Consider the following 21659-nt stretch of genomic DNA (forward strand, 5'->3'; position numbering starts at 1 on the left):
CGCACGCCGTCAGGCGGCGCTGTCGCGGATGGCGCGCTCGGCGGCATCGATCGCCTCCGGCGTGCCGACATGCAGCCAGATCCCCTCCATCAGCACGCCGAACAGGGTGCCGCGCTCGATCGCCGCGTCGAACAGGCGGTTGAGCGAAAAGGCCCCGGCCGGCGCGCCGTCGAACAGGCGCGGATGCAGGATCGCCCCGCCGACATAGGCGAAGGGCGCGACCTCGCGCTCTGCCCGCCGCGCCAGGCGTCCGTCCCCATCCATCACGAAGTCGCCCTTGCCGTCATAGCCGACGGCGGTGACGAGACCGGACAAGAGCAGCAGGGCGTCCATCTTCTGCGGGTCGAAGTGCCTTGCCAGATGCTCCAGATTGGGCCTCACGCCCTCGATCCAGGTGCTGTCGGAATTGAGCAGGTAGAACGGCTCCTCGCCGAGCAGCGGCAGCGCCTTGACGACACCGCCGCCGGTTTCCAGCAGCTCGGCACGCTCGTCGGAGATCAGCACGTCGGGCGGCCCCTGCCAGCGCAGGGCATGCACTTCGACGAGATCGGCAAGGTAATGCACGTTGACGACGACGGTCTCGACGCCGGCGGCAACCAGCTTGTCGAAGGCCCGGTCGAGCAGCGCCTGCCCGGCGATCGAGACGAGCGGCTTGGGCGTCGTCGCGGTGATCGGGCGCATGCGCTTGCCCATGCCGGCCGACAGCACGATGGCCCGCTTCGGGCCTGGACCGTCCGCCTGTTTCCTCGCCCCGATATCCGTATCTGCCTGCAAGTCCGCCTCTTTCCGTTGATTGGCCGTTGGATTGGATGCCCCGCGCCGCCTCGGGGCCCGGCCCGCTCAGCCGGTCTCGCCGAGGCGGCCGTCGAACCAGCCGGCCAGTTCGGCAAGCTCGGGATGGCGCAGGCAGCGGGTGAGATACTCGCGCACGCGCGGCAGATGCACAAGGTAGCCGGGCTTTCGATCCCGCACGGCGAGCCGGGTGAAGATGCCGAGGATCTTGGTCGCCCGCTGCGCGCCCATGATGGCGTAGTCGCGGCGGAACGCCGCCTCGTCGAAGCCGGGCGAGGTCTCGCGCCGCCGGGCGAGATAGTGCTCGACGATCTGCTGCTCCAGCTCCGCCGGCACATCGACGCGCGCGTCCATCGCCAGCGAGGCAACGTCATAGGCGGCCGGGCCGATCATCGCGTCCTGGGTGTCGACAAGGCCGAGGTGGTCGGTGCCCTCGCCCTCCTCGCGCCAGATCAGATTGGGCGAGTGGTAGTCGCGCAGCACCCAGTTGCGGTCCCGCGACCCGCATTCGAACAGCGGCGCCCAGCAGGCCGCGAAGGTCTCTTCCAGGGCATCGGACACCGTCTCCCCCATATGCGGCAGATACCATTGGAGGAACAGTCCGGCCTCGACCCGCATCGCCCGCGGGTCGAAGTGCGGCAGCCGGTAGCTGCCGCCGCCGCAAGCATCCGGCAGCGGCAGATCCGCCTGCGGCGGCGCGCCATGGAGCCTTGCCAGCAGCTCGGCGGCGGCGAGATAGCGCTTCGCCACCGGCCGGCCGGCCTCGACGACGCTGCCGCGACCGAGATCCTCCTGCAGCACCAGCCCGGCCGAAAGATCCGCGCCGAGGGTGCGCGGTGCGCGCAGGCCGCGCGCGCGCAAGGCCTCGGTGACGGCGACCACCGCGTCGACCCCGTCGGCGAGGTGCACGAGCTGGCGATAGCTCAGCCCGTCGCGCAGCACCGGCTGCGGCGGCAGCGGCGCCGAATCGATCAGCACCGCGCGATCCGCCCCCGCCTGCACCGTCTCGAACCGGCGGGCCGAGGCATCCGCCGCAAAGCGCCTTCGGCTGGCGCCGGCAAATCCGCTCGCCTCGATCAGCCGGCGGATCGCCAGCGTGCGCTCCAGCCGCGCGCGCCAAGCCTCGTTCGGCGGCAGCAGGGTGATCGCGCGCGCCTGCGGCGTGTCGCCGGCGGCGAGGCGCAAGATGAGCCGGTTTCCCGGCAGGCGCGCGGCCGCCCGCTCCGGCCATTCGATCAGCGCGGCGCCGGTCTCCAGCACCTCGTCGAGGCCGAGTTCGTCCAGTTCCTCCTCGTCCTCCAGCCGGTAGAGGTCGAAATGCGCGACCGGCAGGGCGGGCAGCGGATAGGTCTGGACCAGGGTGAAGGTCGGGCTCGGCACCTCCAGCGCGGGATCGTCGGCGAGCGCCCGCAGCAGGGCCCGTGCGAAGGTCGACTTGCCGGCGCCGAGATCGCCGACGAGGCACAGGCAGTCGCCGGGGGCAAGCAGCATGGCGATGTCCTCGGCAAGGCGGCGGGTCGCCGCCTCATCGCCGCAGGACAGGGCGATCGCGCCGGGGTCGGGCTCCGCCTGCCGGCGGGACGATACGGGACCGGTGTCGCTCATGCGGCGGGCCGGTCACTCGGCGGCGTGCTGAAGGGCATCGGGAGCGAAGGGAAATCGGCAGACGACATAAGTGCCGACCCCCTCTTCCGACTCGATGGAGACCGTGCCGCCATGCAGCTCGACGAAGCTCTTGACGATGGACAGACCGAGCCCGGCGCCGCGGCGGCGCTGGCCGGCATCGCGGCCGACGAAACGGGCGAAGACCTGGTCGAGCATGTCCTCGGGGATGCCGCAGCCATGGTCGCGAACATGGAACTCGATGGCGCTGGCCGTGCGCAGGCAGGCGACGTCGATGGTGCCGCCGACATCGGAGAAGCGCAGCGCGTTGGAGATCAGGTTGAACAGCACCTGGCGCAGGCGCCGCTCGTCGGCCTGGATCACCCCGACATCGTCGGCGATGGTCAGCTTCAGCGCGATGCCGCTGTCGGCCAGCCGGTCCTTCAGCCCCTCCACCGCCGCCTGCACGGTCCTTGCGACATCGACCGAGGAAATGTCGAGCTCCATGATGCCGGCATCGATGGTGGCAAGATCGAGAATGTCGTTGATGATCGCCAGCAGCGCCGAGGAGGAGGAGAGGATGTAGTCGACATACTCCCCCTGCTTGTCGGTCAGCGGGCCGAATTTCGGGTCGGAGAGAAGCTGGGCGAAGCCGATGATGTTGGTCAGCGGCGAGCGCAATTCGTAGGAGACGTGCTGGATGAAGGCGTTCTTGAGCTGGTCGGCCTGTTCCAGCGCCTCGTTCTTGTCGAGCAGGGCGCGCTCGACATTGACCGAGTCCGTCACATTGACGAAGGTCACCAGCGTGCCGCCGTCGGGCAGCGGCACGGTGGCATAGTCGATCGCCTCGCCGCTCTCGCGCTCCAGCCGGTCCGACACCGGCTCGCGGTTGTCGGCAAGGCTGGTCACCGCCGTCACGAGCTGGCGCCAGGTCGCCGCCTCGTCCTCCTCCAGCATCTCCATGTCGACGACGCGGGTGATGTGCGGACTGTCGCCGAGCCGCTCGTCGGCCAGGTCCCACATGGTCTCGAAGGCCGGGTTCCACAGCCGAAGCCGCCCGTCGGAGCCGAACACCGCCACCGCCTCGGACAGGTTGTCCAGTGTCTCGCCCTGGACGCGGATCAGCGAGTTGTAGCGGCTTTCCAGCTCCAGCCGCTCGGTGACGTTCTCGTAGATATAGGTGACGCCGCCCTGCGGATGCGGGTTGGCGATCACGCGCAAGGTACGTCCGTCCGGCAGGTGCCACCAGAACTCGCGCGCGTCGAGCGAGGTATAGGTCTCCAGCAGCTTGTTGCGCCAGCCGCGATAGTCGGCCTGCTCGGGCAGCTTGCGCGCAGCGCGCAGGGCGTCGAGCAGGGCCGCGTCGGTCGGATTGCTTTCCAGGAAACTGGCGTCGAGGTCCCACAGGGCGCGGAAGGCGGCGTTGTAGAACTGCAGCCGCCGGTCGGCGCCGAAGATCGCGACGGCGGTGGCGAGCTGGTCGAGCGTGCGGGCGTGGAAGTCGATGGTGCGGCCGAGTTCCTGGCGCACGTTCTCCAATTCGCTGACATCGATGGCAAGGCCGCCGGAGCCGGTCTCCACCGAGATCTGGGTGACGTCGAAGATCCGCCGGGCGCCGGCCGCCACCGCCGGCAGGCGCGCGCGCGCCTGGCCGCTCTCGTCGCGGCCGCGCTCGATCTGGCCGCGGCCCTTGGCGTCGAGGAATTCGACCCTGGCCTCGATCGCCGCCGCCCCGCTGTCGGTTTCCACCGCCCGCGCATAGGCGGCATTGACCCAGACCAGCGCCCCCTCCTCGTCGCGCAGCCAGGCGGGCGAGGATATGCCGTCGAGCAGCGCCCGCAGGGTCTGCAACTCGCGGGTCATGGCGCCGTTGCGCTCGGCCATCACGGCCTGCGACCGGCGCTCGCCGGTCAGGTCGCGCAGCCGCAGCACCGGTGCGCTGGCGGCGAGGCGGCCGCAGATCTCGACCATGCCGCCGGACCGGGTCGGCAGGGTCATGCGGAAGGATTCGCCGTGCTGGCGCAACCGGTCGACCGCCTGGTCGAGCGCGGCCGCGGCGCGCGCCTCCAGCCAGGAGCCGAAGGCGAGAAGCTTGGCGGGCGAGCGCGGCACGCCGGAGCTCTCGTCCAGCATGCCGGCGACGAAGGGCTCGTCCTCGCCGGGCTGCCACATGACGATGCGCTGGTCGTCGGAGGCGATCAGGCTTTCCAGCCGGTCGAGCCGGGCGACCAGCCGGGCGCTGGTCTGGGTGGCGCTGCTGAGCGTTCCGGAATTGGCCCGCATGTTGCGGATCAGGGTGACGGCGGCGGTCACCGCGAAGGCGACGGCGCCGCCGATGGCGGCGATCCACACCACTTTTTCAGGGGTGAAGGATCCGGACAGCAGCGGATGCGTTGTGGCAGCGGCGTCCTGGGCAAGGCACAGGCCGGTGGAGGCGACGAGGGCCAGCGGCGCGGTCGACAGACCCAGCCGCGCCTTGCGACTCATGTCCCGCCATGCGGCGCGGTCGCGCCCATGTTCCCAGCCGTCCGCCGGCATCCGCTCGTTCCCCTGTCGCCCGTATCGGGTCGCCCGCATCGCAGCGCCCGCATCGGGTCGCCCGTTTCAGGTCATCCGTTTCAGGTCGCCCGCTTCGGGCCACCCGCTTCAGGCCACCGCCAACGGGCCGTCACGCCAGTTCTGCCTCACGAAGCACCTGATTCGCAAAGACCATAACGCAAACGCGAATCGCGCAGAAGGGTGCGTTACCGAAAAGTAAACGGGGGCCGTGTCATCCACAGCCCCCGTTTCCGCACTCGTTCAAGGGTTCGTCCCCGCCCGGCAGGCCCCGTGCCTGCCGGTTGCGCCGGAAACCGGCGGGATCGATCAGTAGCGGTAATGTTCCGGCTTGTAGGGGCCGGTGGTCTTCACGCCGATATAGTCGGCCTGCGCCGGGGTCAGTTCGGTCAGCTCGACGCCGAGCTTGGCAAGGTGCAGGCGGGCGACGCGCTCGTCGAGATGCTTCGGCAGGACATAGACGTCCTTGTCATAGGCATCCGGGCGGGTCCACAGCTCGATCTGCGCCAGCACCTGGTTGGTGAAGCTGGCCGACATCACGAAGCTCGGATGGCCGGTGGCGTTGCCGAGGTTCAGCAGGCGGCCTTCCGACAGCAGGATCATCCGCTTGCCGTCCGGGAACTCGATCATGTCGACCTGCGGCTTGATGTTGATCCACTTGTAGTTGCGCAGCGCCTCAACCTGGATCTCATTGTCGAAGTGGCCGATATTGCCGACGATCGCCATGTCCTTCAGCGAGCGCATGTGGTCGAGCGTCACCACATCCTTGTTGCCGGTGGTGGTGATGACGATGTCGGCGCTCGGGGCGGCGGTCTCCAGGGTGACGACCTCGAAGCCGTCCATCGCCGCCTGCAGGGCGCAGATCGGGTCGACCTCGGTCACCTTGACGCGGGCGCCGGCGCCGCGAAGGCTGGCGGCCGAGCCCTTGCCGACATCGCCATAGCCGCAGACGACGGCGGTCTTGCCGGCCATCATCACGTCGGTGCCGCGACGGATGCCGTCGACGAGGCTTTCCTTGCAGCCGTACTTGTTGTCGAACTTCGACTTGGTGACGCTGTCGTTGACATTGATCGCCGGGAACGGCAGCAGGCCCTTGGCCTTGAGCTGGTACAGGCGGTTGACGCCCGTCGTCGTCTCCTCGGAGACGCCGCGGATCTCGTCGCGCTGCCTGGTGAACCAGCCGGGGCTCGCCGCCATGCGCTTGCGGATCTGGGCGAAGAGGATCTTCTCCTCCTCCGAGCCCGGATTGGAGAGCACGTCCTCGCCGGCCTCGGCGCGGGCACCGAGCAGGATATACATGGTGGCGTCGCCGCCATCATCGAGGATCATGTTGGCCGTGCCTTCGGGGAAGAAGAAGATCCGGTCGCAATAATCCCAGTATTCCTCGAGGGTCTCGCCCTTCTCGGCGAAGACCGGGATGCCGGCGGCGGCGATGGCGGCGGCGGCATGGTCCTGGGTCGAGAAGATGTTGCAGGAGGCCCAGCGGACCTCGGCGCCGAGCGCCACCAGCGTCTCGATCAGCACGGCGGTCTGGATGGTCATGTGCAGCGAGCCGGCGATGCGCGCGCCCTTGAGCGGCTTCTTCTCGCCGAACTCCTCGCGGCAGGCCATCAGGCCCGGCATCTCGGTCTCGGCGATGTCGATCTCCTTGCGGCCGTAGTCGGCCAGGGAGATGTCCTTGACGTAGTAGTCGGTTGCGGTGGTCATCGGTCTCGTCCGCTCACTGTGTTGAAAACTGCGGCCGTGCTGGACGCAGTCGCTGTTTGAACCTGCATTCGCCTGCCCGCAGACGGCCGTCGCGCGACGCGGCGCCTGTGGCCGTCCGCTGGCCTTCCGGGCGCGTCCCGGTCCTGTCTGGCGCCGTGTCATCCGGACCCTCGTCCGGGGCTCGGCGCAGATAACGGCTTGCGCCGGACGCGAGCATCCGGCGGACGCCGGTTTTATAGGCCGGAAATCAGCACAAAGCAATAAGGATATAAAGATTTCTTTATGTCCGCTTCATTCGCAAATCCGGCGGCCTGGCGCTCGGCTCCGGCTTCCTCTCGGCCACCCGTCCGGCCAAGCGAAGCGCGAGCCGGAACCGGGGAGGCACGGCGGTTGTGGGGACAGCCGGGAGCACGTCCGACAGGCCCTCGGCTCGCCGATCCCGGCTCGGCGCTGCGCGCCGTCCGGGAGGACGCGGGGAGGGTGGTGCGTCCGGGAAGACGTGGGAAGACGCGATTGGGCAGAAGGACACGGGAGGGACGCGCGCGTTTTCGCCACCGCTCTGGCAGCCAATGGCCCCCGGGTCGCGCTAGCGCGCGCCAGGGGTGAGGTCCGAGGGTGGACGACGGTGGCGGGATAACGGAAACGACCCTCCGCCGGTCGCCCCACCCACAGGATGTCGTCCCGGTTTCGGCGAAGCCGAAGACCGGGAACCAGTAACCCCGAACGGTTCCAGTGAGGCCTCAGCGCTGCCGCCGGAACGCTGGAGGTTGCTGCCTTCGCACGCCCGCCTACCCCAGCGGATACTGGACGCCTGCCTGCGCAGGCGTGACAGCCGTGGAAGGTGGCGATGCGTTCCGCCGCAACCTTGCCGAGGGGGCCAATGGGTCCCGCCTCTCCGGCCCCGAACAGGCCCCGCCCTTCCGGCCAGCGGCCGCGTCCGGCGAGGACTCCGGCAGCGCGGCTCAGTCGGTTTCGCCGAAGCCGCTTTCGACCAGTTCGGCGATGGCGGCAAGCGCCGCCTCCGCCTCGGCCCCGCTCACGGAAACGCGGATCGAGCAGCCGGGGCTGGCCGCCAGCATCATCAGTCCCATGATGGACGTGCCGCCGACCGTCTGGCCGTCCTTCATCACGATCACCTGCGCCTCGAACGTCTCGACCAGCTTCACCAGCTTGGCGGAGGCGCGGGCATGCAGGCCCCGGCGATTGACGATCATCAGGTCGCGGACGAGTCCGACAGCTTGCATCGTGTCCGTCATCCCGTCCCCGTCACCCCTGACCCCTCATCCCTGGCCCGACAGCACCTGGCTGGCGACGGAGATGTATTTCTGACCGGCCTTGCGCGCCTCGTCGACCGCCACGGCGATGGGGGTCTCGCCGCGCAGGCTCGCCAGCTTGATCAGCATGGGCAGGTTGACGCCGGCGATCACCTCGATATTGGTGCCGTCCATCACCGAGATCGCGAGGTTCGACGGCGTGCCGCCGAACATGTCGGTCAGCAGCACGACGCCGGCTCCGTCATTGACGCTCGCAACGGCGGCAAGGATGTCCTGCCGACGCTGCTCCATGTCGTCGTCCGGGCCGATGCAGATCGTCTCGATCCGCTCCTGCGGACCGACGACATGCTCCAGCGCAGACTTGAATTCCACTGCCAATCGTCCGTGCGTAACGAGTACGAGTCCGATCATGCCCTGTCCGTCATTTGCCCGTCGTTTGCCGTCGCGTGTTCGTCCGCGGCGGCCTGTGCACGGCGCCCGGCACGGTCCCGGATTGTCCGGTCGCGCCACCTGCCATGCATCGAGGCCCCCAGCTCCCGGTCGTTCGATGCCGGGCGCCCAATGTCGGCAAGGGAACGCTGCAGTGCAAGAAAAATCGGCGCCGCCGCCGCCTTTTTCGCCAGCTCCCCCCGCCTTTCCGCCCCGCGCCGCTCACCTGTCGCTCACTGGCCGCTCACCTGTCGCTCACTGGCCGCTCCGGCCAGGACCGCCAGCACATGCAGGGCCGAAGCGCCCTCGCGGCCGCACGGCACGGCAAGGCGCGCAAGCGGGACCCCGCACAGTTGCACGCGCCTCGCCTCCGGCTCCGGCATCCGCTCCAGCTCCGCCTCCGGCACCAGATCGACCACCAGCCGCACCACCGCGCGCGGCTCGAAGGCGAGGGCGACAATGCCCTCCCCGCGCCGCTCCCACAGGCCAGCCAGGGCGGGGGGACAGGTGGCGATCAGCCGGTCCGAACGGGCGCTGAGCGCCACCCGGTCGTCGGCGACCGCCAGCGCCAGCCGGCCGCGCAGGCGCGCCTCGCTGAGGATCCGCTCGCCGAGCCGCGACTTGCCGGCGCCCGAGCGGCCACGGATCAGGATGCCGGCGCTGCCGACCAGGATGCAGGAGGCATGCACCGTCTCGCCGCTCATCCCCGGCTTTCGGCCGGCAGGCGCACGGTGAAGCGGGCGCCCTCGACGCGGGTCTCGCCGGTCTTCGCGTCCGTCGTCTCGCGGTTCGACACGGTGATGGTGCCGCGATGCGCCTCGACGATCTGCCGGGAGATCGACAGGCCGAGGCCGGAATTGTTGCCGAAGCCCTCGGATTCGGGACGATCCGTGTAGAAGCGCTCGAAGATGCGCTCGCGCAGCTCCGGGCGCACGCCCGGCCCGTCGTCGTCGACGGTGATCTCGACCATGTCGGCGGTGCGGTTGGCGGCGATGCGCACGCTGCCGCCCGGCGGCGAGAACGAGCGGGCATTGTCGATCAGGTTGTTGATCACCTGGCCGAGGCGGCTGTCATGGCCGAGCACCCTATAGGGGTGGTCGCGCCGCGAGGGGGCGATCTGCACCGCCACCGGCGCCTCGCCGCTTGCCGCGCGCTCGTTGGCAAGGTCGCAGACGCCGAGCAGCAGCGTCGAGATGTCGATGGGTTCGGCGTCGGCGCGCGCGAGTTCCGCGTCCAGCCGCGAGGCATCGGAAATGTCGGTGATCAGCCGGTCGAGCCGGCGCACGTCGTGCTGGATCACCTCCATCAGCCGGGCGCGCGCCTGCGGCTGCTTGGCCAGCGGCAGCGTCTCGACCGCGCTGCGCAGCGAGGTCAGCGGGTTCTTCAGCTCGTGGGCGACGTCGGCGGCGAAGGTCTCGATCGCATCCATCCGGTTGTAGAGCGCGTTGGTCATGTCGCGCAGGGCCCGCGCCAGATGGCCGATCTCGTCGCGCCGCTCGGAAAACTGCGGGATCTCCTCGCGCGACTTGATGCCGCGGCGCACCCGCTCGGCCGCCGCCGCCAGCCGGCGCACCGGCCCGGCGATGGTGCCGGCCAGCAGGATCGACAGCACCATCGTCACCGTCGCGGCGACGAGGAAGACGCGGACGATGCCGATGCGCTCGGCCCGCACGATGGCGTCGATGTCACCGCCTTGCGTCGACAGCAGCAGCGAGCCCAGCACCGCGCGGAAGCGCTGCACCGGCACCGCCACCGAGACGATCAGCTCGCCGCGCGAGGACACGCGCACGACGCTGGCGGGCGAGCCGGCGAGTGCGGCCTCGACCTCCGGATAGGCGCGGCCGTTGCCCGCGCCGATCTCCTCGTAGAGCGGCAGGTCGCCGCGGCGGAACCACAGTTTCACATCGGCCCAGATCTGGTCCCAGATGCCGGGTTCCTCCGCGGTCGGCGGCGGCAGGTCGAAGCGCAGGATCTGGCCGCGCGCGTAAAGATGCCGGGAATCGAGGATCAGGATGCCCTCGGGATCGTAGATCCGCGCCCGCGTGCGCGTCGGCGAGATCAGCCGGCGCAGCACCGGGGCAACCCGTTCCGGGTTGATCGGGAAGTCGGTCAGCCGCGAGGCATCGGTCGGCGAGACGCTCTCGCCGGCCTGGAGCTGCAGCAGTTGCTCGGGATCGACCATCAGCCCGTCGGTCTCGACGGTGGCCGAGGCGGCGATGGCGCCGGCGATGATCTCGCCCTGGGTCAGCAGGCTCTGGACGCGGGCGTCGATCAGTCCGGCGCGGAACTGGTTGAGATAGAGGATGCCGCCGACCAGCGCGCACAGGCCGGCAAGGTTGAGCACCAGGATGCGGCGGGTCAGCGAGGAGGTCAGGTAGGGGGACAGGGCGCCGCCGATCCGCGACAGGATGCGGCGGCGGAGCCGGCGCGGGGCCGTCTCGCCGCGCCCAGCCGTCGGCCCGTCCCCGGCCCGTGCCGGGGACGCCGGCCGCGGGTCGGCCTCGCGATGCGCCTGCCCGCCCGTGTCCACCTCGATCGCCATTCACCTTCCCCGGCCGGGAGCTCCCGGCCACGCCTTCGTGCCCTGTTTCCGGGCCGCGTCTTCGCGCTCGCGCGCCTCAGCCCTCGCGGAAGCGGTAGCCGACGCCGTACAGCGTCTCGATCATGTCGAAGCTGTCGTCGACCAGCTTGAACTTCTTCCGCAGGCGCTTGATATGGCTATCGATGGTCCGGTCGTCCACATAGACCTGATCGTCATAGGCCGCGTCCATCAGCGCATTGCGGCTCTTGACCACGCCCGGACGATGCGCCAGCGCGTAGAGGATCAGGAATTCGGTGACCGTCAGCGTCACCGGCTGGCCCTTCCACATCGAGGTGTGGCGCTCCTGATCCATGACCAGGTCGCCGCGCTCCAGCAGCTTGTCGCTTTCCGGCTTGCTGGTCGAGGGATCGCGCGGCTGCACGCGGCGCAGCACCGCCTTGACGCGCTCGACCAGCAGGCGCTGGGAGAACGGTTTGCGGATGAAGTCGTCGGCGCCCATCTTCAGGCCGAACAGCTCGTCGATCTCGTCGTCCTTGCTGGTCAGGAAGATCACCGGCAGGTCCGACTTCTGGCGCAGCCGGCGCAGCAGCTCCATCCCGTCCATGCGCGGCATCTTGATGTCGAAGATGGCAAGATCCGGCGGATCGGTGATCAGCCGGTCGAGGGCCGAGGAGCCGTCCGTATAGGTATGGACCCTGTAGCCTTCGCTCTCCAGCGCAATGGAGACCGAGGTCAGGATGTTGCGGTCGTCGTCTACGAGTGCGATCGTCGGCATGGTCGAAAGCCCTGAACCCGTTCTTCTTGTTCGCTCGTCTTGGTTTACCAGCCTTGGCGGTGCAAATGCGCATAAATTATGGCGAGGCCGGACGGGGCCCGCCAGCCGCTACAGCGGAACCACCGGCGACAGCCGGTGCATCGCGCTCTGGCGCGCGAAGCGCAGGGCAAGGCCGGTGAAGGACACCACGATCCCGGCGATCAGCCCACCGATCAGCCCGCCCGCGCCGACCTCCAGCCCGATCGCCATCAGATAGGCGGCCGGCACCGCCACCAGCCAGAAGGCGCCGGTCTGCCACAGGGTCGGCCACCACACGTCGCCGAGGCCGCGCAGCGCGCCCATCGCCACCGCCATCGACGCATCGAGCGACAGCATGAAGCCGGCGACGAACAGCGCCTGCGCGGCGGCCTCGACGGTCAGCGGGTCGCTGGTCACCACCCGCGCCGCCGTCTCCGGCGAGACCAGGAACAGCAGGGCGACCGGCAGCGGCCACAGCGCGCCGAGCGCGATGCCGGCCCAGCCGGCGCGCCCGGCATTGGCCGCATCGCCCTCGCCGAAGGCGCGGCCGACCAGGATCGCCGTCGCCCCGCCGGTGCCGATGGCCATCATGAAGGTCAGCGTCACGAGGCTCATCGTCGTCTGATAGGCGGCAAGCTGGGCGGTGCCGAGCCAGCCGGCCATCATCACCACGGTGGCGAAGGCGGCGCTTTCCGCGCCCTGGGCAAGGCCCATCGGCAGGCCGAGCCGGCGCAGCAGGCGCGCGTCCGGATCGCTCCACAGGCCGAGCAGCGCAGGCCCGGCCCGGCGGCGCGGCAGGATGCGGAACCTGTCGTCGCGCCCCGCCTGCCGCAGCACGATGGCGAGGATGGTCGCCCCGGCAAGCGTGCGCGCAATGGTGCTCGCCAGCATGATGCCTTCCGCCCCGCCGGCGGCGAACAGCCCGCCCCAGCCATAGCCGAAGAGCGCGTTCAGCGGCACGTTGACGAGGTTGGCGGCGAGCATGATCGCCATGCCGGTCTTCGGCCGCCCCGTCGCTTCCATGAACAGGTTGCAGGCGACGAAAATGAGGATGCCCGGCATGCCGAAGCCGAAGGCGAGCGAGACGCGCGCCGCGCCTGCGGCAAGGTCCGCCTCCTGCCCGGTCGCCCGGAAGAACGGCTCGGCCAGCAGCGACAGGACGAGACAGAAGAGACCCAGCGCCAGCGCATGGGCGAGCGAGGCGCGCAGCACCGCGCCGGCGCGCGGGGCATCGCCCGCGCCGAGCGCCTGCGCCGCCAGCACCGCGGTCGCCTGCAGCGCGCCGACGGCGATCATCATCAAGGTAAGCTGCGGCGCGACGCCGAGGCCGAAATGGGCAAGGTCGGCGGCGCTCGCCCGGCCCGCCATCACCGTGTCGACGGTGAACATCACCACCAGCGCCGCGCGCGAGACGATGATCGGCAGCGCCAGCGCCACGGTGGCGCGGAGATGATGCCCGGTCGGGGCGGGAGTGGACCTGCGTGGTGTCGACATCTGGGCCTGAACAGGGAGGCGGCGGGTGGCAATCGGGCCCGCGACCATAGCCGAAACCTCCGGGCCGGTCATCGCCGCGGCGGATACCTCGCCGCGAGCCCCCCGATTCTTCCCCCCAATTCGGGGCTCCTCCCCGCGAAAACCCATGGCTTTGAACGGATGATCCGCGAATGATCTGATATGAAACGAGTATTCCACGAGCCAGTGCGCCGGAGCGTGTATTATTTTTCCTTAAAAAATAATTATATTCGCAGAAACGGGGAATTAAATCGATTTAGCCGCAAGCTTGCCACCTTCGTTGCGCTTGTTGATTTCAGGGCCATCCACTAGGTTCGCACTGCCAAAAGCGAAAAAGAAAAGCAGGGCCGGACCTGAAAAACAGGTCGACGGCCGTTCCGTGCGCCGGCACAGGGCCGCCGGCGGGTCAACGCTACCGGAGTCATATTGCGACCTCGCGACAGGAGCGAACGCGCGGCGACCGGCAGTATCAGCGGCCCCATGGCGGGCCGGGCGAACCAACACGATACAGGGATTTCGGGAACATGGCGGATCAGGGCGTAGAGCTGTCTTCGAAAGACGCGGGCATGTGCGGCTTGAAGGAGCTCGGCGGACTTTATCGCAACCTCACGGCGCCTGCGCTTTACGAGCACGCCCTTGGCCGCAACGAGGCGGTGCTTGCCGAGGGCGGTGCCCTCGTCGCCGACACCGGCGTCCATACCGGCCGCTCGCCGAAGGACAAGTTCATCGTTCTCGACGACACCACCCGCGACACCGTGTGGTGGGACAATTCCAGCGCCATGAGCCCCGAGCAGTTCGCCGCGCTTCATGCCGACATGGCCGCCCATGCCAGGGGCATGTCGCTCTACGCCCAGGACCTTTTCGGCGGCGCCGACCCGGTCCACCGGATCAAGGTCCGCGTCTTCACCGAATATGCCTGGCATTCCCTGTTCATCCGCAACCTGCTGATCCGTCCGGACGCCGCCGAGCTCGCCGAGTTCGCGCCCGAAATGACGATCATCGACCTGCCGAGCTTCCGCGCCGATCCCGCGCGCCACGGCTGCCGCACCGAGACGGTGATCGCCTGCGACTTCACCAACCGCATCGTCCTGATCGGCGGCACCTCCTATGCCGGCGAGATGAAGAAGTCCGTCTTCTCGATGCTGAACTTCCTGCTGCCGGCCAGCCGGGTGATGCCGATGCATTGCTCGGCCAATGTCGGCGATACGGGCGACACGGCGGTGTTCTTCGGCCTGTCCGGCACCGGCAAGACCACCCTTTCCGCCGACCCGGCCCGTACGCTGATCGGTGACGACGAGCACGGCTGGGGACCGGACGGCGTCTTCAACTTCGAGGGCGGCTGCTACGCCAAGACGATCAAGCTGTCGGCCGAGGCGGAGCCGGAGATCTACGCCACCACCCAGCGCTTCGGCACCGTGCTGGAGAATGTGGTGCTTGATCCCGACACCCGCGTGCCCGACTTCGACGACGGCTCGAAGACCGAGAACACCCGCTGCGCCTATCCGATCCACTTCATCTCCAATGCCAGCCCGACGGGGCGCGCGCCGCATCCGAAGAACATCATCATGCTGACGGCGGATGCCTTCGGCGTGCTGCCGCCGATCGCCCGGCTGACCCCGGCCCAGGCGATGTATCATTTCCTGTCGGGCTACACGGCCAAGGTCGCCGGCACCGAAAAGGGCGTGACCGAGCCGCAGGCGACCTTCTCCACCTGTTTCGGCGCCCCCTTCATGTCGCGTCATCCGTCCGAATACGGCAACCTGCTGCGCTCGCTGATCGCCGCGCATCAGGTCGACTGCTGGCTGGTCAACACCGGCTGGACGGGCGGCGCCTATGGCACCGGCCACCGCATGCCGATCCGCGCCACCCGCACGCTGCTCACCGCCGCGCTGGACGGGTCGCTGCGCGATGTCGCCTTCCGCACGGACGCGAATTTCGGCTTCGCCGTTCCGGTCGAGGTACCGGGCGTCGACGCGGCGATCCTCGACCCGCGCTCGACCTGGGCCGACAAGGATGCCTATGACGCGCAGGCCGCCAAGCTGGTGGACATGTTCGTCAGCAACTTCGCCAAGTTCGAAAGCCATGTCGACGGCGCGATCCTCGCCGCCGCCCCGTCCTTCCGCGCCGCGGCCGAGTAACGTCGCAGCGCAATCGAGACATGCCGAAGGGCGCCGCAGCCTCGCGGCGCCCTTTTTCGTTGGGGCGGCGCCCGTGCGGGGAGCGGCCCGCGCACCCCCGCCGCCGCTCTGGCAACCAATAGGCCCGGGTCGCGTCAGCGCAGAGCCGGGAGCCATTGGCGCCCTCGGCGGGGGCGGGACGGGAGCGCATCGCCACCTCCAAGGTTGTCACGCCTGCGCAGGCAGGCGTCCAGTATCCGCTGGGGCGGGTGGGTGTGCGCCGGCAGCAGCCCCCGGCCCTCCGGTGGCGCGCAACGGCAAGGGTCGCGCCCCCCGTGGTTACTGGTTCCCGGTCTTCGGCTTTGCCGAAACCGGGACGACAGCGGAGTGGGAGGGGCGCATCGGCGTGTCGTTTCCGCCGCTCCTCCCGCCCAACCTGCCGCCCTTCGCTCCAACCCCTCTTCCGCCCCCCCTTCCGACCAAAGGCCAGCAACAGGACGCCTGTGCAGCGCGCCGGGGTGAGCCTATATTCGGGGCAACCAAGGAGACGGACATGCAGCAGGATGCAATCCGGGCGGACGCCGATCCGCTGGCGCTGGCCGAAAGCTGGACGCGCGAGGGCCGCAGGGTCGCCCTTGCCACCGTGATCGAGACCTGGGGCTCGGCGCCGCGCCCGGTCGGGGCGCATCTCGTCATCGATGCGGAGGGGAATTTCGAAGGCTCCGTGTCGGGCGGCTGCGTCGAGGGGGCGGTCGTCGCCGAGGCCGCCGAGGTGATCGAGACCGGCAGGCCCGCCATGCTGGAATTCGGCGTCGCCGACGAGACCGCCTGGCGCGTCGGCCTGTCCTGCGGCGGCCGCATCCGCGTCTATGTCGAGCCGGTGGCGCAGCCGGCCTGAACCGTCGGCACCCGCCTCCGCCGTGCCCGTCCGGCGCAGTCTCCGGCGATCCGGTCGCCAGATTTCAGACAGCCAGACTTCAGACAGCCAGACTTCGGCAGAGCCAGACACCAACCCCGCCAGGACCCGCCCATGGACCTACAGCTCCTCGCCCGGTTCAACGCCGCCCGCAGCGGCCGCAAGCCGGCGATCCTCGTCACCGAGATCGGCAGCGGCGCCCAGCGCCTCGTCGCCCCAAGCGACATCGCGGACGTCGATCCGCTGGCGGCGGAACTGCGCGCCAGGCTCCGCTCCGGCAAGTCCGGGCTGGTCGATCTGGCCGATGGCGGCCAGGCGTTTCTGACCGTCAGCGTGCCGCCGCCGCGCATCGTGCTGATCGGCGCCGTCCATATCAGCCAGGCTCTCGTGCCGATGGCGCAGATCGCCGGCTTCGACGTGACCGTCGTCGACCCGCGCACCGCCTTCGCGACGCCCGAGCGATTCCCGGACGGCACGCTGCTCGCCGAATGGCCGGCCGATGTGCTGGAGCAGCTCTCGCTCGATCCCTATACCGCGCTCGCCGCCCTGACCCATGACCCGAAGATCGACGACGTGCCGCTTGCCGCCGCGCTGTCGGCCGGCTGCTTCTATGTTGGCGCGCTCGGCAGCCGCAAGACCCATGGCAAGCGCCGCGAGCGGCTGCAGGAGGCCGGGGTGACGCCGGATGCCTTCGAGGCCATCGACGCACCGATCGGCGCCGATATCGGTGCCGCCTCGCCGGCCGAGATCGCCGTCGCCGTGCTCGCCAACATCATCGCCGCGCTGCGCAAGGGTCCCGAGCTCAAGGGAGAAGGAGGCCGGCCGTGAAGTTCGGCCCGCTTGCCACGAGGGACGCGGAGGGCGCCCTGCTCGCCCACACGCTGCGGCTTGCCGACGGTGCGCTGAAGAAGGGGCACCGGCTCACCGCCGACGACATCGCGCGGATCCTCAAGGCCGGGATCGCCGAGGTCATCGCCGCCCGGCTCGGCCCGGATGACTGCCACGAGGACGAGGCGGCGCACCGCATCGCGAAGGCCGCGTCCGGCGGCGGCCTGACGCTGGAGCCGCCGTTCACCGGCCGGGTCAATTTCCATGCGGATGCCGACGGGGTGCTGGTGGTCGACAAGGACGCGATCGACCGGACCAACCGCATCGATCCGGCGATCACCCTGGCGACCCTGCCGGCCTTCGCCCGCGTCACCCGGGGGCGAATGGTGGCGACCGCCAAGATCATCCCCTTCGCCGCGCCGCGCGCCGATGTGGAGGCCGCCTGCGACACCGTGCGCGGGGCGGTGCATCTCGCCCCGTTCCGCGCGCGGCCCGTCGCGCTGGTGGCGACGCAGCTTGCCCATCTCAAGCCCGCCACCCTCGACAAGACCCGGCGGATCACCGAGAGCCGCCTTGCCGTCTACGGAGCGCAGCTCGCGGGCGAAACGCGCGTCGCCCACGACACGGAGGCGGTGGCGGAGGCGATCGCGGCGCAGATCGCGGACGGGGCGGAACTGGTGCTGGTGTTCGGCGCTTCGGCCATTGTCGACCGGGACGACGTCATCCCGTCCGCGATCGAGCGCGCCGGCGGCACGATCACCCATTTCGGCATGCCGGTCGATCCGGGCAACCTGCTGCTGGTCGGCGAGGTCGGCGGCGTGCCGGTGCTCGGCGCGCCGGGCTGCGCCCGCAGCCCCAAGGAAAACGGCTTCGACTGGGTGCTCGACCGGCTGATGGCGGACCTGCCCGTCACGCGCCAGGAGATCACCGGCCTGGGCGTCGGCGGGCTGTTGATGGAGATCGGCACCCGGCCGCAACCGCGCGAAATGCCGCGCGAGGTGGCACAGGCGGCGGACCCGCGCCGGCGCCGGGTCGAGGGCATCCTGCTCGCCGCCGGCCAGTCGCGCCGGGCCGGCGGCGTCAACAAGCTGCTGGCGCGGATCGGCGGCGAGCCGCTGGTGCGCATCGCCGCCAGGGCCGCGCTGGCAAGCGGGCTGTCCCGCCTCACCGTGGTGACCGGCCACATGGCGCCCGAGGTCGAGGCGGCGCTTGAAGGGCTCGACGTCGCGCTGGCGCACAATCCGGACCATGCGGAGGGCATGGCCGCGTCGATCCGCACCGGCATCAAGGCGCTCAGGCCGGACGCGGACGCGGCGATGATCCTGCTCGCCGACATGCCGGGCGTCACGGCGGCCGTGCTCGACCGGCTGATCACGGCCTATCGTCCGGACGAGGGCGTCACCCTGGTGCTCGCCACTTCCGGCGGCAAGCGCGGCAATCCGGTGCTGTGGGACCGCGGCCATTTCGACGCGCTGGCGCGGCTGGAGGGCGACACCGGCGCCCGCCATCTGATCGGCCAGCACGCCGCGGCGCTGCGCGAGGTGGAGATCGGCGAGGCCGCGCGGCTCGACCTCGACACGCGCGAGGCGCTGGCGGCGGCCGGGGCGGAGGTTGGCGAAGCCCCGTCGCCATCGGCGTCACCGAACTGAAAAACTTCAAAGGATTGACGTTTTCTCCCTGATGGACAGTAATAGGGCCGTTCCGCGCTCGCGACTGCTGGCGAGGGCGGGAGGGGAACGGCTGCCCGTCAGAGGAGGAGACGGCATGACGGTATCCAGGACGACGCTGTCCATGAGCCCGATATCCGTGAGCCGGATATCCATGACCCGGAGGGCTTTGCTGGTCGGTGCGGGCGCGCTGGCGGCGAACATCTCGCTGCCGATGCCGGCGATCGCGTCCTCGAAATGGTTCGACGGGGCCGAAGCGGACAACGGCTTCAGCTTCCGGCGCACCAATTTCTCGGTGATCAAGCCGCAATGGCGCCGGCAGATGGTCAAGTATTTCTCGCCCGAATCGCCCGGCACCGTCGTCGTCGACACGCGCAATCATTATCTCTACTGGATCTGGGAGAACAACACGGCGCTGCGCTACGGCGTCGGCGTCGGCCGCGAGGGCTTCCAGTGGTTCGGCCGCGCCCAGGTCCGGCGCAAGGCGCTGTGGCCGCGCTGGGTGCCGCCGCCGGAGATGCGCCAGCGCCAGCCCGACCTGCCGCAGATGGTGGAGGGCGGCGCGCCGAGCAACCCCCTGGGGCCGCGCGCGCTCTACCTGCATCACGACAGCGGCGCCGACACCGGCTACCGGCTGCACGGCACGCTGGAGCCTTGGAGCATCGGCAGCAACGTGTCGTCGGGCTGCATCCGCATGTTCCCGGAGGACATCATCGACCTCTACCAGCGCTGCCCGGTCGGAACCCGCGTGTCGGTTCTCGAACATCTGGGCGCCGGCACCCCGCAGGACCAGGAGCGCACGTGACCTCATCCGCGACACCCCTCGCCGCCCGCTCCCTGCCGGGGCCGGCGCCGACCGTCCGTCTCCTTGCCTTGCTGGCCGCCTGCGGCCTGCTGGCTGCCTGCAACACGGTGGAGAACGTCGCCTCGCCGGACATCACCAATGCGCCGGTGCTCGGCTTCGCCAACATGGAGCCGGGCAGCGAGGAGGCCTTCATGCTCAATGTCGGCCGGCGCACCTATTTCGCGCCCGGCTCTGCGGAGATCGACGAGACCGCGCGCATGACGCTCGACAAGCAGGCCGACTGGCTGACCGCCAACCGGCACTGGTACGCCAAGATCCAGGGCTTTTCCGACGATCCGGGCAGCCCCGGCGACAACGGCACCCTGTCGACGCGCCGGGCCAATGCGGTGATGGCCTATCTGGTTGGCAAGGGCGTTTCGCCGAACCGGCTGTGGGCCAAGGGCTACGGCACCGACCGCAAGGTGCGCGACTGTCCGGCGGAGGAATGCAAGGCGCAGAACCGCCGGGTGGTCACCAACCTGCGCGAGGAGCGCGAGCGCTAGGCGCGCGCGCCAGGCCGGGACGAGAAGCCGGAACGAGAGGCCGGGGAGGAGAGGCCAGGAGGGGCCGGGACGAGAGGCTCGCACCTGGCGCTGCCCCCCGCCCGCCGGCCGGCAATCGCGTCGCCGTCCCGGCGCCTATTCTGGCACCCATTCCGGCACCCAATCTGGCACCCAATCTGGCACCCAATCTGGCACCCAATCTGGCGGCTCGGCGTTAACCACATCGCTGCACTGCAATAAAGGCATGGCTCCCATGCCGGGGACGCGTTTGGCCTTTGGCAATATGACACCTATATTACAGTCATCAGATCGACGCCGGGCCTCGAGCGCCCGGCTTTTTTGACGCCGCGGCCGCAAGGCCTGCGCTCCTGACACCGATACCCCGGCAAGACCCGCGGATCGCGCTTCGCAGCGCCAGGCGTCGCAGCTTGAAGGATCAGACCGATGAACGAACTCCGTTTGCCGCGTGCCGGCCAGTGCAAGTGGGCCGAGGGCACCGGCGGCAACTACACCTTCCCCTGCCGCAACCGCGTCGAGGCCGGCGTCTCCTATTGCGGCGAGCATCACGCCTTGGTCTATATCTCGGCCGAGGAGCGCCGCCGCAATCGCGAGAGCGCGCCGATCGCCTTCCGGGCACAGCGCCGCATCGCCGCCTGATCCGGCGCGCCTCGCCGGCCGGGCCGGTCGCGGCGGAGAAGATCGAAAACAGCGCGATTTGAGACGCCAAACGCAAAATCTCGCAAAATTTTGCAAAATCGTCTCAAAAAATATCTCTATATTTCAACAAGATAGCGCCCCTCGAGAAATCGGAGGGCGCTTTTTCCGTTGGCCTTGGCGCCACTTGTCCCCGCCTCCAGGGCCTTGAAACTGCATCTGCGGTGCCCCGGATACCCCCGCCGGGAGCCGGTTTCCCGTCCGCCACCTGTCCCCGTCCGCCGCCATGGCCGCGACCGGCTGGGCGCAAAAGCAACAAGGCCTCCCGGACGGATGTCCGGAAGGCCTTGCGAAGACAAACCCTGCCGGGGACAACCCGGCCGGAAACTTACTTCGGGCGCTTGGAGCCGTAGAGCGACCGGCGCTTCTTGCGGTCCTTGACGCCCTGGGTGTCGAGCACGCCGCGGATCACGCGGTAGCGCACGCCCGGAAGGTCGTTCGGGCCGCCGCCGCGCACGAGCACCACGGAGTGCTCCTGCAGGTTGTGGCCCTCGCCCGGAATGTAGGCGGTGACTTCATTGCCATTGGTCATGCGAACACGCGCGACCTTACGAAGAGCCGAGTTCGGCTTGCGCGGCGTCGTGGTGTAGACGCGGGTGCAAACCGCGCGCTTCTGCGGGTTACCGCCCAGCGCGGGGGTCTTGGACTTCTTGACGGTCGGCTTACGGTTCAGGCGAACCAACTGGTTGATTGTCGGCATAGGGTGCTTGCAGCTTGTTTTTGAGGAATGTCTTGGCCGCCTCGTATAGGGGGGGCGGCCCGCTTTGTCAAAGGGAGAATCCCGCTTTCCGGCGTTTTCCGCCGCGTCCGATTGCTTGCTGCGCGATTCCGGCATCCGGCTTTCGCGCAGCAACCACTCCGGC

18 protein-coding genes are annotated in these 21659 nt (G+C 69.4%); 7 read left to right on the forward strand and 11 right to left on the reverse strand.

Annotation, left to right across the window (positions count from 1 at the left end; genetic code table 11):
• Nucleotides 1–9: 9 nt before the first annotated feature.
• The 10 genes from P2PM1_RS11890 to P2PM1_RS11935 all read right to left on the reverse strand — a co-directional run bounded on the left by P2PM1_RS11890 (nucleotide 10) and on the right by P2PM1_RS11935 (nucleotide 13189).
• The gene (locus P2PM1_RS11890) at nucleotides 10–774 is read right to left on the reverse strand and encodes a nucleotidyltransferase family protein (RefSeq protein WP_256376463.1); all 765 of its coding nucleotides are present in this window, start codon (nucleotides 772–774) and stop codon (nucleotides 10–12) included.
• Between the two features lie 66 nt (nucleotides 775–840).
• Entirely contained in the window at nucleotides 841–2397 is a 1557-nt protein-coding gene (gene tsaE, locus P2PM1_RS11895) for a tRNA (adenosine(37)-N6)-threonylcarbamoyltransferase complex ATPase subunit type 1 TsaE (protein ID WP_186399201.1), read from the reverse strand.
• A gap of 12 nt (nucleotides 2398–2409) precedes the next feature.
• The gene (locus P2PM1_RS11900; protein WP_186399202.1) at nucleotides 2410–4881 is read right to left on the reverse strand and encodes a PAS domain-containing sensor histidine kinase; all 2472 of its coding nucleotides are present in this window, start codon (nucleotides 4879–4881) and stop codon (nucleotides 2410–2412) included.
• Between the two features lie 378 nt (nucleotides 4882–5259).
• On the reverse strand, nucleotides 5260–6657 hold the full coding sequence (ahcY, locus tag P2PM1_RS11905) for an adenosylhomocysteinase (protein ID WP_186388744.1): 1398 nt from the start codon (nucleotides 6655–6657) through the stop codon (nucleotides 5260–5262).
• 962 nt (nucleotides 6658–7619) lie between these two features.
• Complete coding sequence (locus P2PM1_RS11910) at nucleotides 7620–7913, reverse strand: HPr family phosphocarrier protein (RefSeq protein ID WP_186388743.1); 294 nt, start codon at nucleotides 7911–7913, stop codon at nucleotides 7620–7622.
• A 24-nt stretch (nucleotides 7914–7937) separates the two neighbouring features.
• A complete protein-coding gene (locus tag P2PM1_RS11915; RefSeq protein ID WP_186388742.1) occupies nucleotides 7938–8342 on the reverse strand; it encodes a PTS sugar transporter subunit IIA in 405 nt (134 codons plus the stop codon).
• A 251-nt stretch (nucleotides 8343–8593) separates the two neighbouring features.
• On the reverse strand, nucleotides 8594–9064 hold the full coding sequence (locus P2PM1_RS11920) for an HPr kinase/phosphorylase (protein WP_186399203.1): 471 nt from the start codon (nucleotides 9062–9064) through the stop codon (nucleotides 8594–8596).
• Nucleotides 9061–10902 (reverse strand): sensor histidine kinase, encoded by a 1842-nt coding sequence (locus P2PM1_RS11925; RefSeq protein ID WP_186388740.1) that lies wholly within the window; start codon nucleotides 10900–10902, stop codon nucleotides 9061–9063. Before P2PM1_RS11925 ends, P2PM1_RS11920 begins: the two co-directional genes overlap by 4 nt.
• 76 nt (nucleotides 10903–10978) lie before the next feature.
• Nucleotides 10979–11677: a response regulator transcription factor gene (locus P2PM1_RS11930; RefSeq protein ID WP_186388739.1), complete on the reverse strand. Its 699-nt coding sequence runs from the start codon at nucleotides 11675–11677 to the stop codon at nucleotides 10979–10981.
• A gap of 108 nt (nucleotides 11678–11785) precedes the next feature.
• A complete protein-coding gene (locus tag P2PM1_RS11935) occupies nucleotides 11786–13189 on the reverse strand; it encodes an MATE family efflux transporter (protein WP_186399204.1) in 1404 nt (467 codons plus the stop codon).
• A gap of 542 nt (nucleotides 13190–13731) precedes the next feature.
• Between P2PM1_RS11935 and P2PM1_RS11940 the strand changes: the two genes are divergently transcribed.
• From P2PM1_RS11940 to P2PM1_RS11970, 7 genes are all read left to right on the forward strand, one after another.
• Nucleotides 13732–15345, forward strand: coding sequence for a phosphoenolpyruvate carboxykinase (locus tag P2PM1_RS11940; protein WP_186399205.1), 1614 nt, complete (start codon nucleotides 13732–13734; stop codon nucleotides 15343–15345).
• Between the two features lie 532 nt (nucleotides 15346–15877).
• Complete coding sequence (locus P2PM1_RS11945) at nucleotides 15878–16222, forward strand: XdhC family protein (protein ID WP_186388736.1); 345 nt, start codon at nucleotides 15878–15880, stop codon at nucleotides 16220–16222.
• Between the two features lie 132 nt (nucleotides 16223–16354).
• Nucleotides 16355–17068, forward strand: coding sequence for an XdhC family protein (locus P2PM1_RS11950; RefSeq protein ID WP_186399206.1), 714 nt, complete (start codon nucleotides 16355–16357; stop codon nucleotides 17066–17068).
• Nucleotides 17065–18717, forward strand: a complete 1653-nt coding sequence (locus P2PM1_RS11955; RefSeq protein ID WP_186399207.1) for an NTP transferase domain-containing protein — start codon at nucleotides 17065–17067, stop codon at nucleotides 18715–18717. Before P2PM1_RS11950 ends, P2PM1_RS11955 begins: the two co-directional genes overlap by 4 nt.
• A 166-nt stretch (nucleotides 18718–18883) precedes the next feature.
• Complete coding sequence (locus P2PM1_RS11960) at nucleotides 18884–19540, forward strand: L,D-transpeptidase (protein ID WP_186388964.1); 657 nt, start codon at nucleotides 18884–18886, stop codon at nucleotides 19538–19540.
• Nucleotides 19537–20082 carry an OmpA family protein gene (locus tag P2PM1_RS11965; protein ID WP_371636667.1) on the forward strand — a complete coding sequence of 182 codons (546 nt, stop codon included), beginning with the start codon at nucleotides 19537–19539 and terminating at the stop codon, nucleotides 20080–20082. Before P2PM1_RS11960 ends, P2PM1_RS11965 begins: the two co-directional genes overlap by 4 nt.
• 444 nt (nucleotides 20083–20526) lie before the next feature.
• Nucleotides 20527–20739, forward strand: coding sequence for a hypothetical protein (locus P2PM1_RS11970; RefSeq protein ID WP_186397153.1), 213 nt, complete (start codon nucleotides 20527–20529; stop codon nucleotides 20737–20739).
• Between the two features lie 385 nt (nucleotides 20740–21124).
• Here the strand turns inward: P2PM1_RS11970 and rpsL are convergent, their stop codons facing one another.
• The gene (rpsL, locus tag P2PM1_RS11975) at nucleotides 21125–21496 is read right to left on the reverse strand and encodes a 30S ribosomal protein S12 (RefSeq protein ID WP_067223430.1); all 372 of its coding nucleotides are present in this window, start codon (nucleotides 21494–21496) and stop codon (nucleotides 21125–21127) included.
• Between the last annotated feature and the right edge of the window lie 163 nt (nucleotides 21497–21659).

Source organism: Stappia sp. P2PMeth1 (assembly GCF_900185735.1).
GTDB lineage: Bacteria > Pseudomonadota > Alphaproteobacteria > Rhizobiales > Stappiaceae > Stappia.

What these genes read in the sequence shown, in the direction of transcription:
- tsaE (WP_186399201.1), bottom strand. Translation starts at nt 2,397, where the DNA reads ATGAGCGACACCGGTCCCGTATCGTCCCGCCGGCAGGCGGAGCCCGAC.
- P2PM1_RS11900 (WP_186399202.1), bottom strand. Translation starts at nt 4,881, where the DNA reads ATGAGTCGCAAGGCGCGGCTGGGTCTGTCGACCGCGCCGCTGGCCCTC.
- ahcY (WP_186388744.1), bottom strand. Translation starts at nt 6,657, where the DNA reads ATGACCACCGCAACCGACTACTACGTCAAGGACATCTCCCTGGCCGAC.
- P2PM1_RS11910 (WP_186388743.1), bottom strand. Translation starts at nt 7,913, where the DNA reads ATGACGGACACGATGCAAGCTGTCGGACTCGTCCGCGACCTGATGATC.
- P2PM1_RS11915 (WP_186388742.1), bottom strand. Translation starts at nt 8,342, where the DNA reads ATGATCGGACTCGTACTCGTTACGCACGGACGATTGGCAGTGGAATTC.
- P2PM1_RS11920 (WP_186399203.1), bottom strand. Translation starts at nt 9,064, where the DNA reads ATGAGCGGCGAGACGGTGCATGCCTCCTGCATCCTGGTCGGCAGCGCC.
- P2PM1_RS11925 (WP_186388740.1), bottom strand. Translation starts at nt 10,902, where the DNA reads ATGGCGATCGAGGTGGACACGGGCGGGCAGGCGCATCGCGAGGCCGAC.
- P2PM1_RS11930 (WP_186388739.1), bottom strand. Translation starts at nt 11,677, where the DNA reads ATGCCGACGATCGCACTCGTAGACGACGACCGCAACATCCTGACCTCG.
- P2PM1_RS11935 (WP_186399204.1), bottom strand. Translation starts at nt 13,189, where the DNA reads ATGTCGACACCACGCAGGTCCACTCCCGCCCCGACCGGGCATCATCTC.
- P2PM1_RS11940 (WP_186399205.1), top strand. Translation starts at nt 13,732, where the DNA reads ATGGCGGATCAGGGCGTAGAGCTGTCTTCGAAAGACGCGGGCATGTGC.
- P2PM1_RS11945 (WP_186388736.1), top strand. Translation starts at nt 15,878, where the DNA reads ATGCAGCAGGATGCAATCCGGGCGGACGCCGATCCGCTGGCGCTGGCC.
- P2PM1_RS11950 (WP_186399206.1), top strand. Translation starts at nt 16,355, where the DNA reads ATGGACCTACAGCTCCTCGCCCGGTTCAACGCCGCCCGCAGCGGCCGC.
- P2PM1_RS11970 (WP_186397153.1), top strand. Translation starts at nt 20,527, where the DNA reads ATGAACGAACTCCGTTTGCCGCGTGCCGGCCAGTGCAAGTGGGCCGAG.
- rpsL (WP_067223430.1), bottom strand. Translation starts at nt 21,496, where the DNA reads ATGCCGACAATCAACCAGTTGGTTCGCCTGAACCGTAAGCCGACCGTC.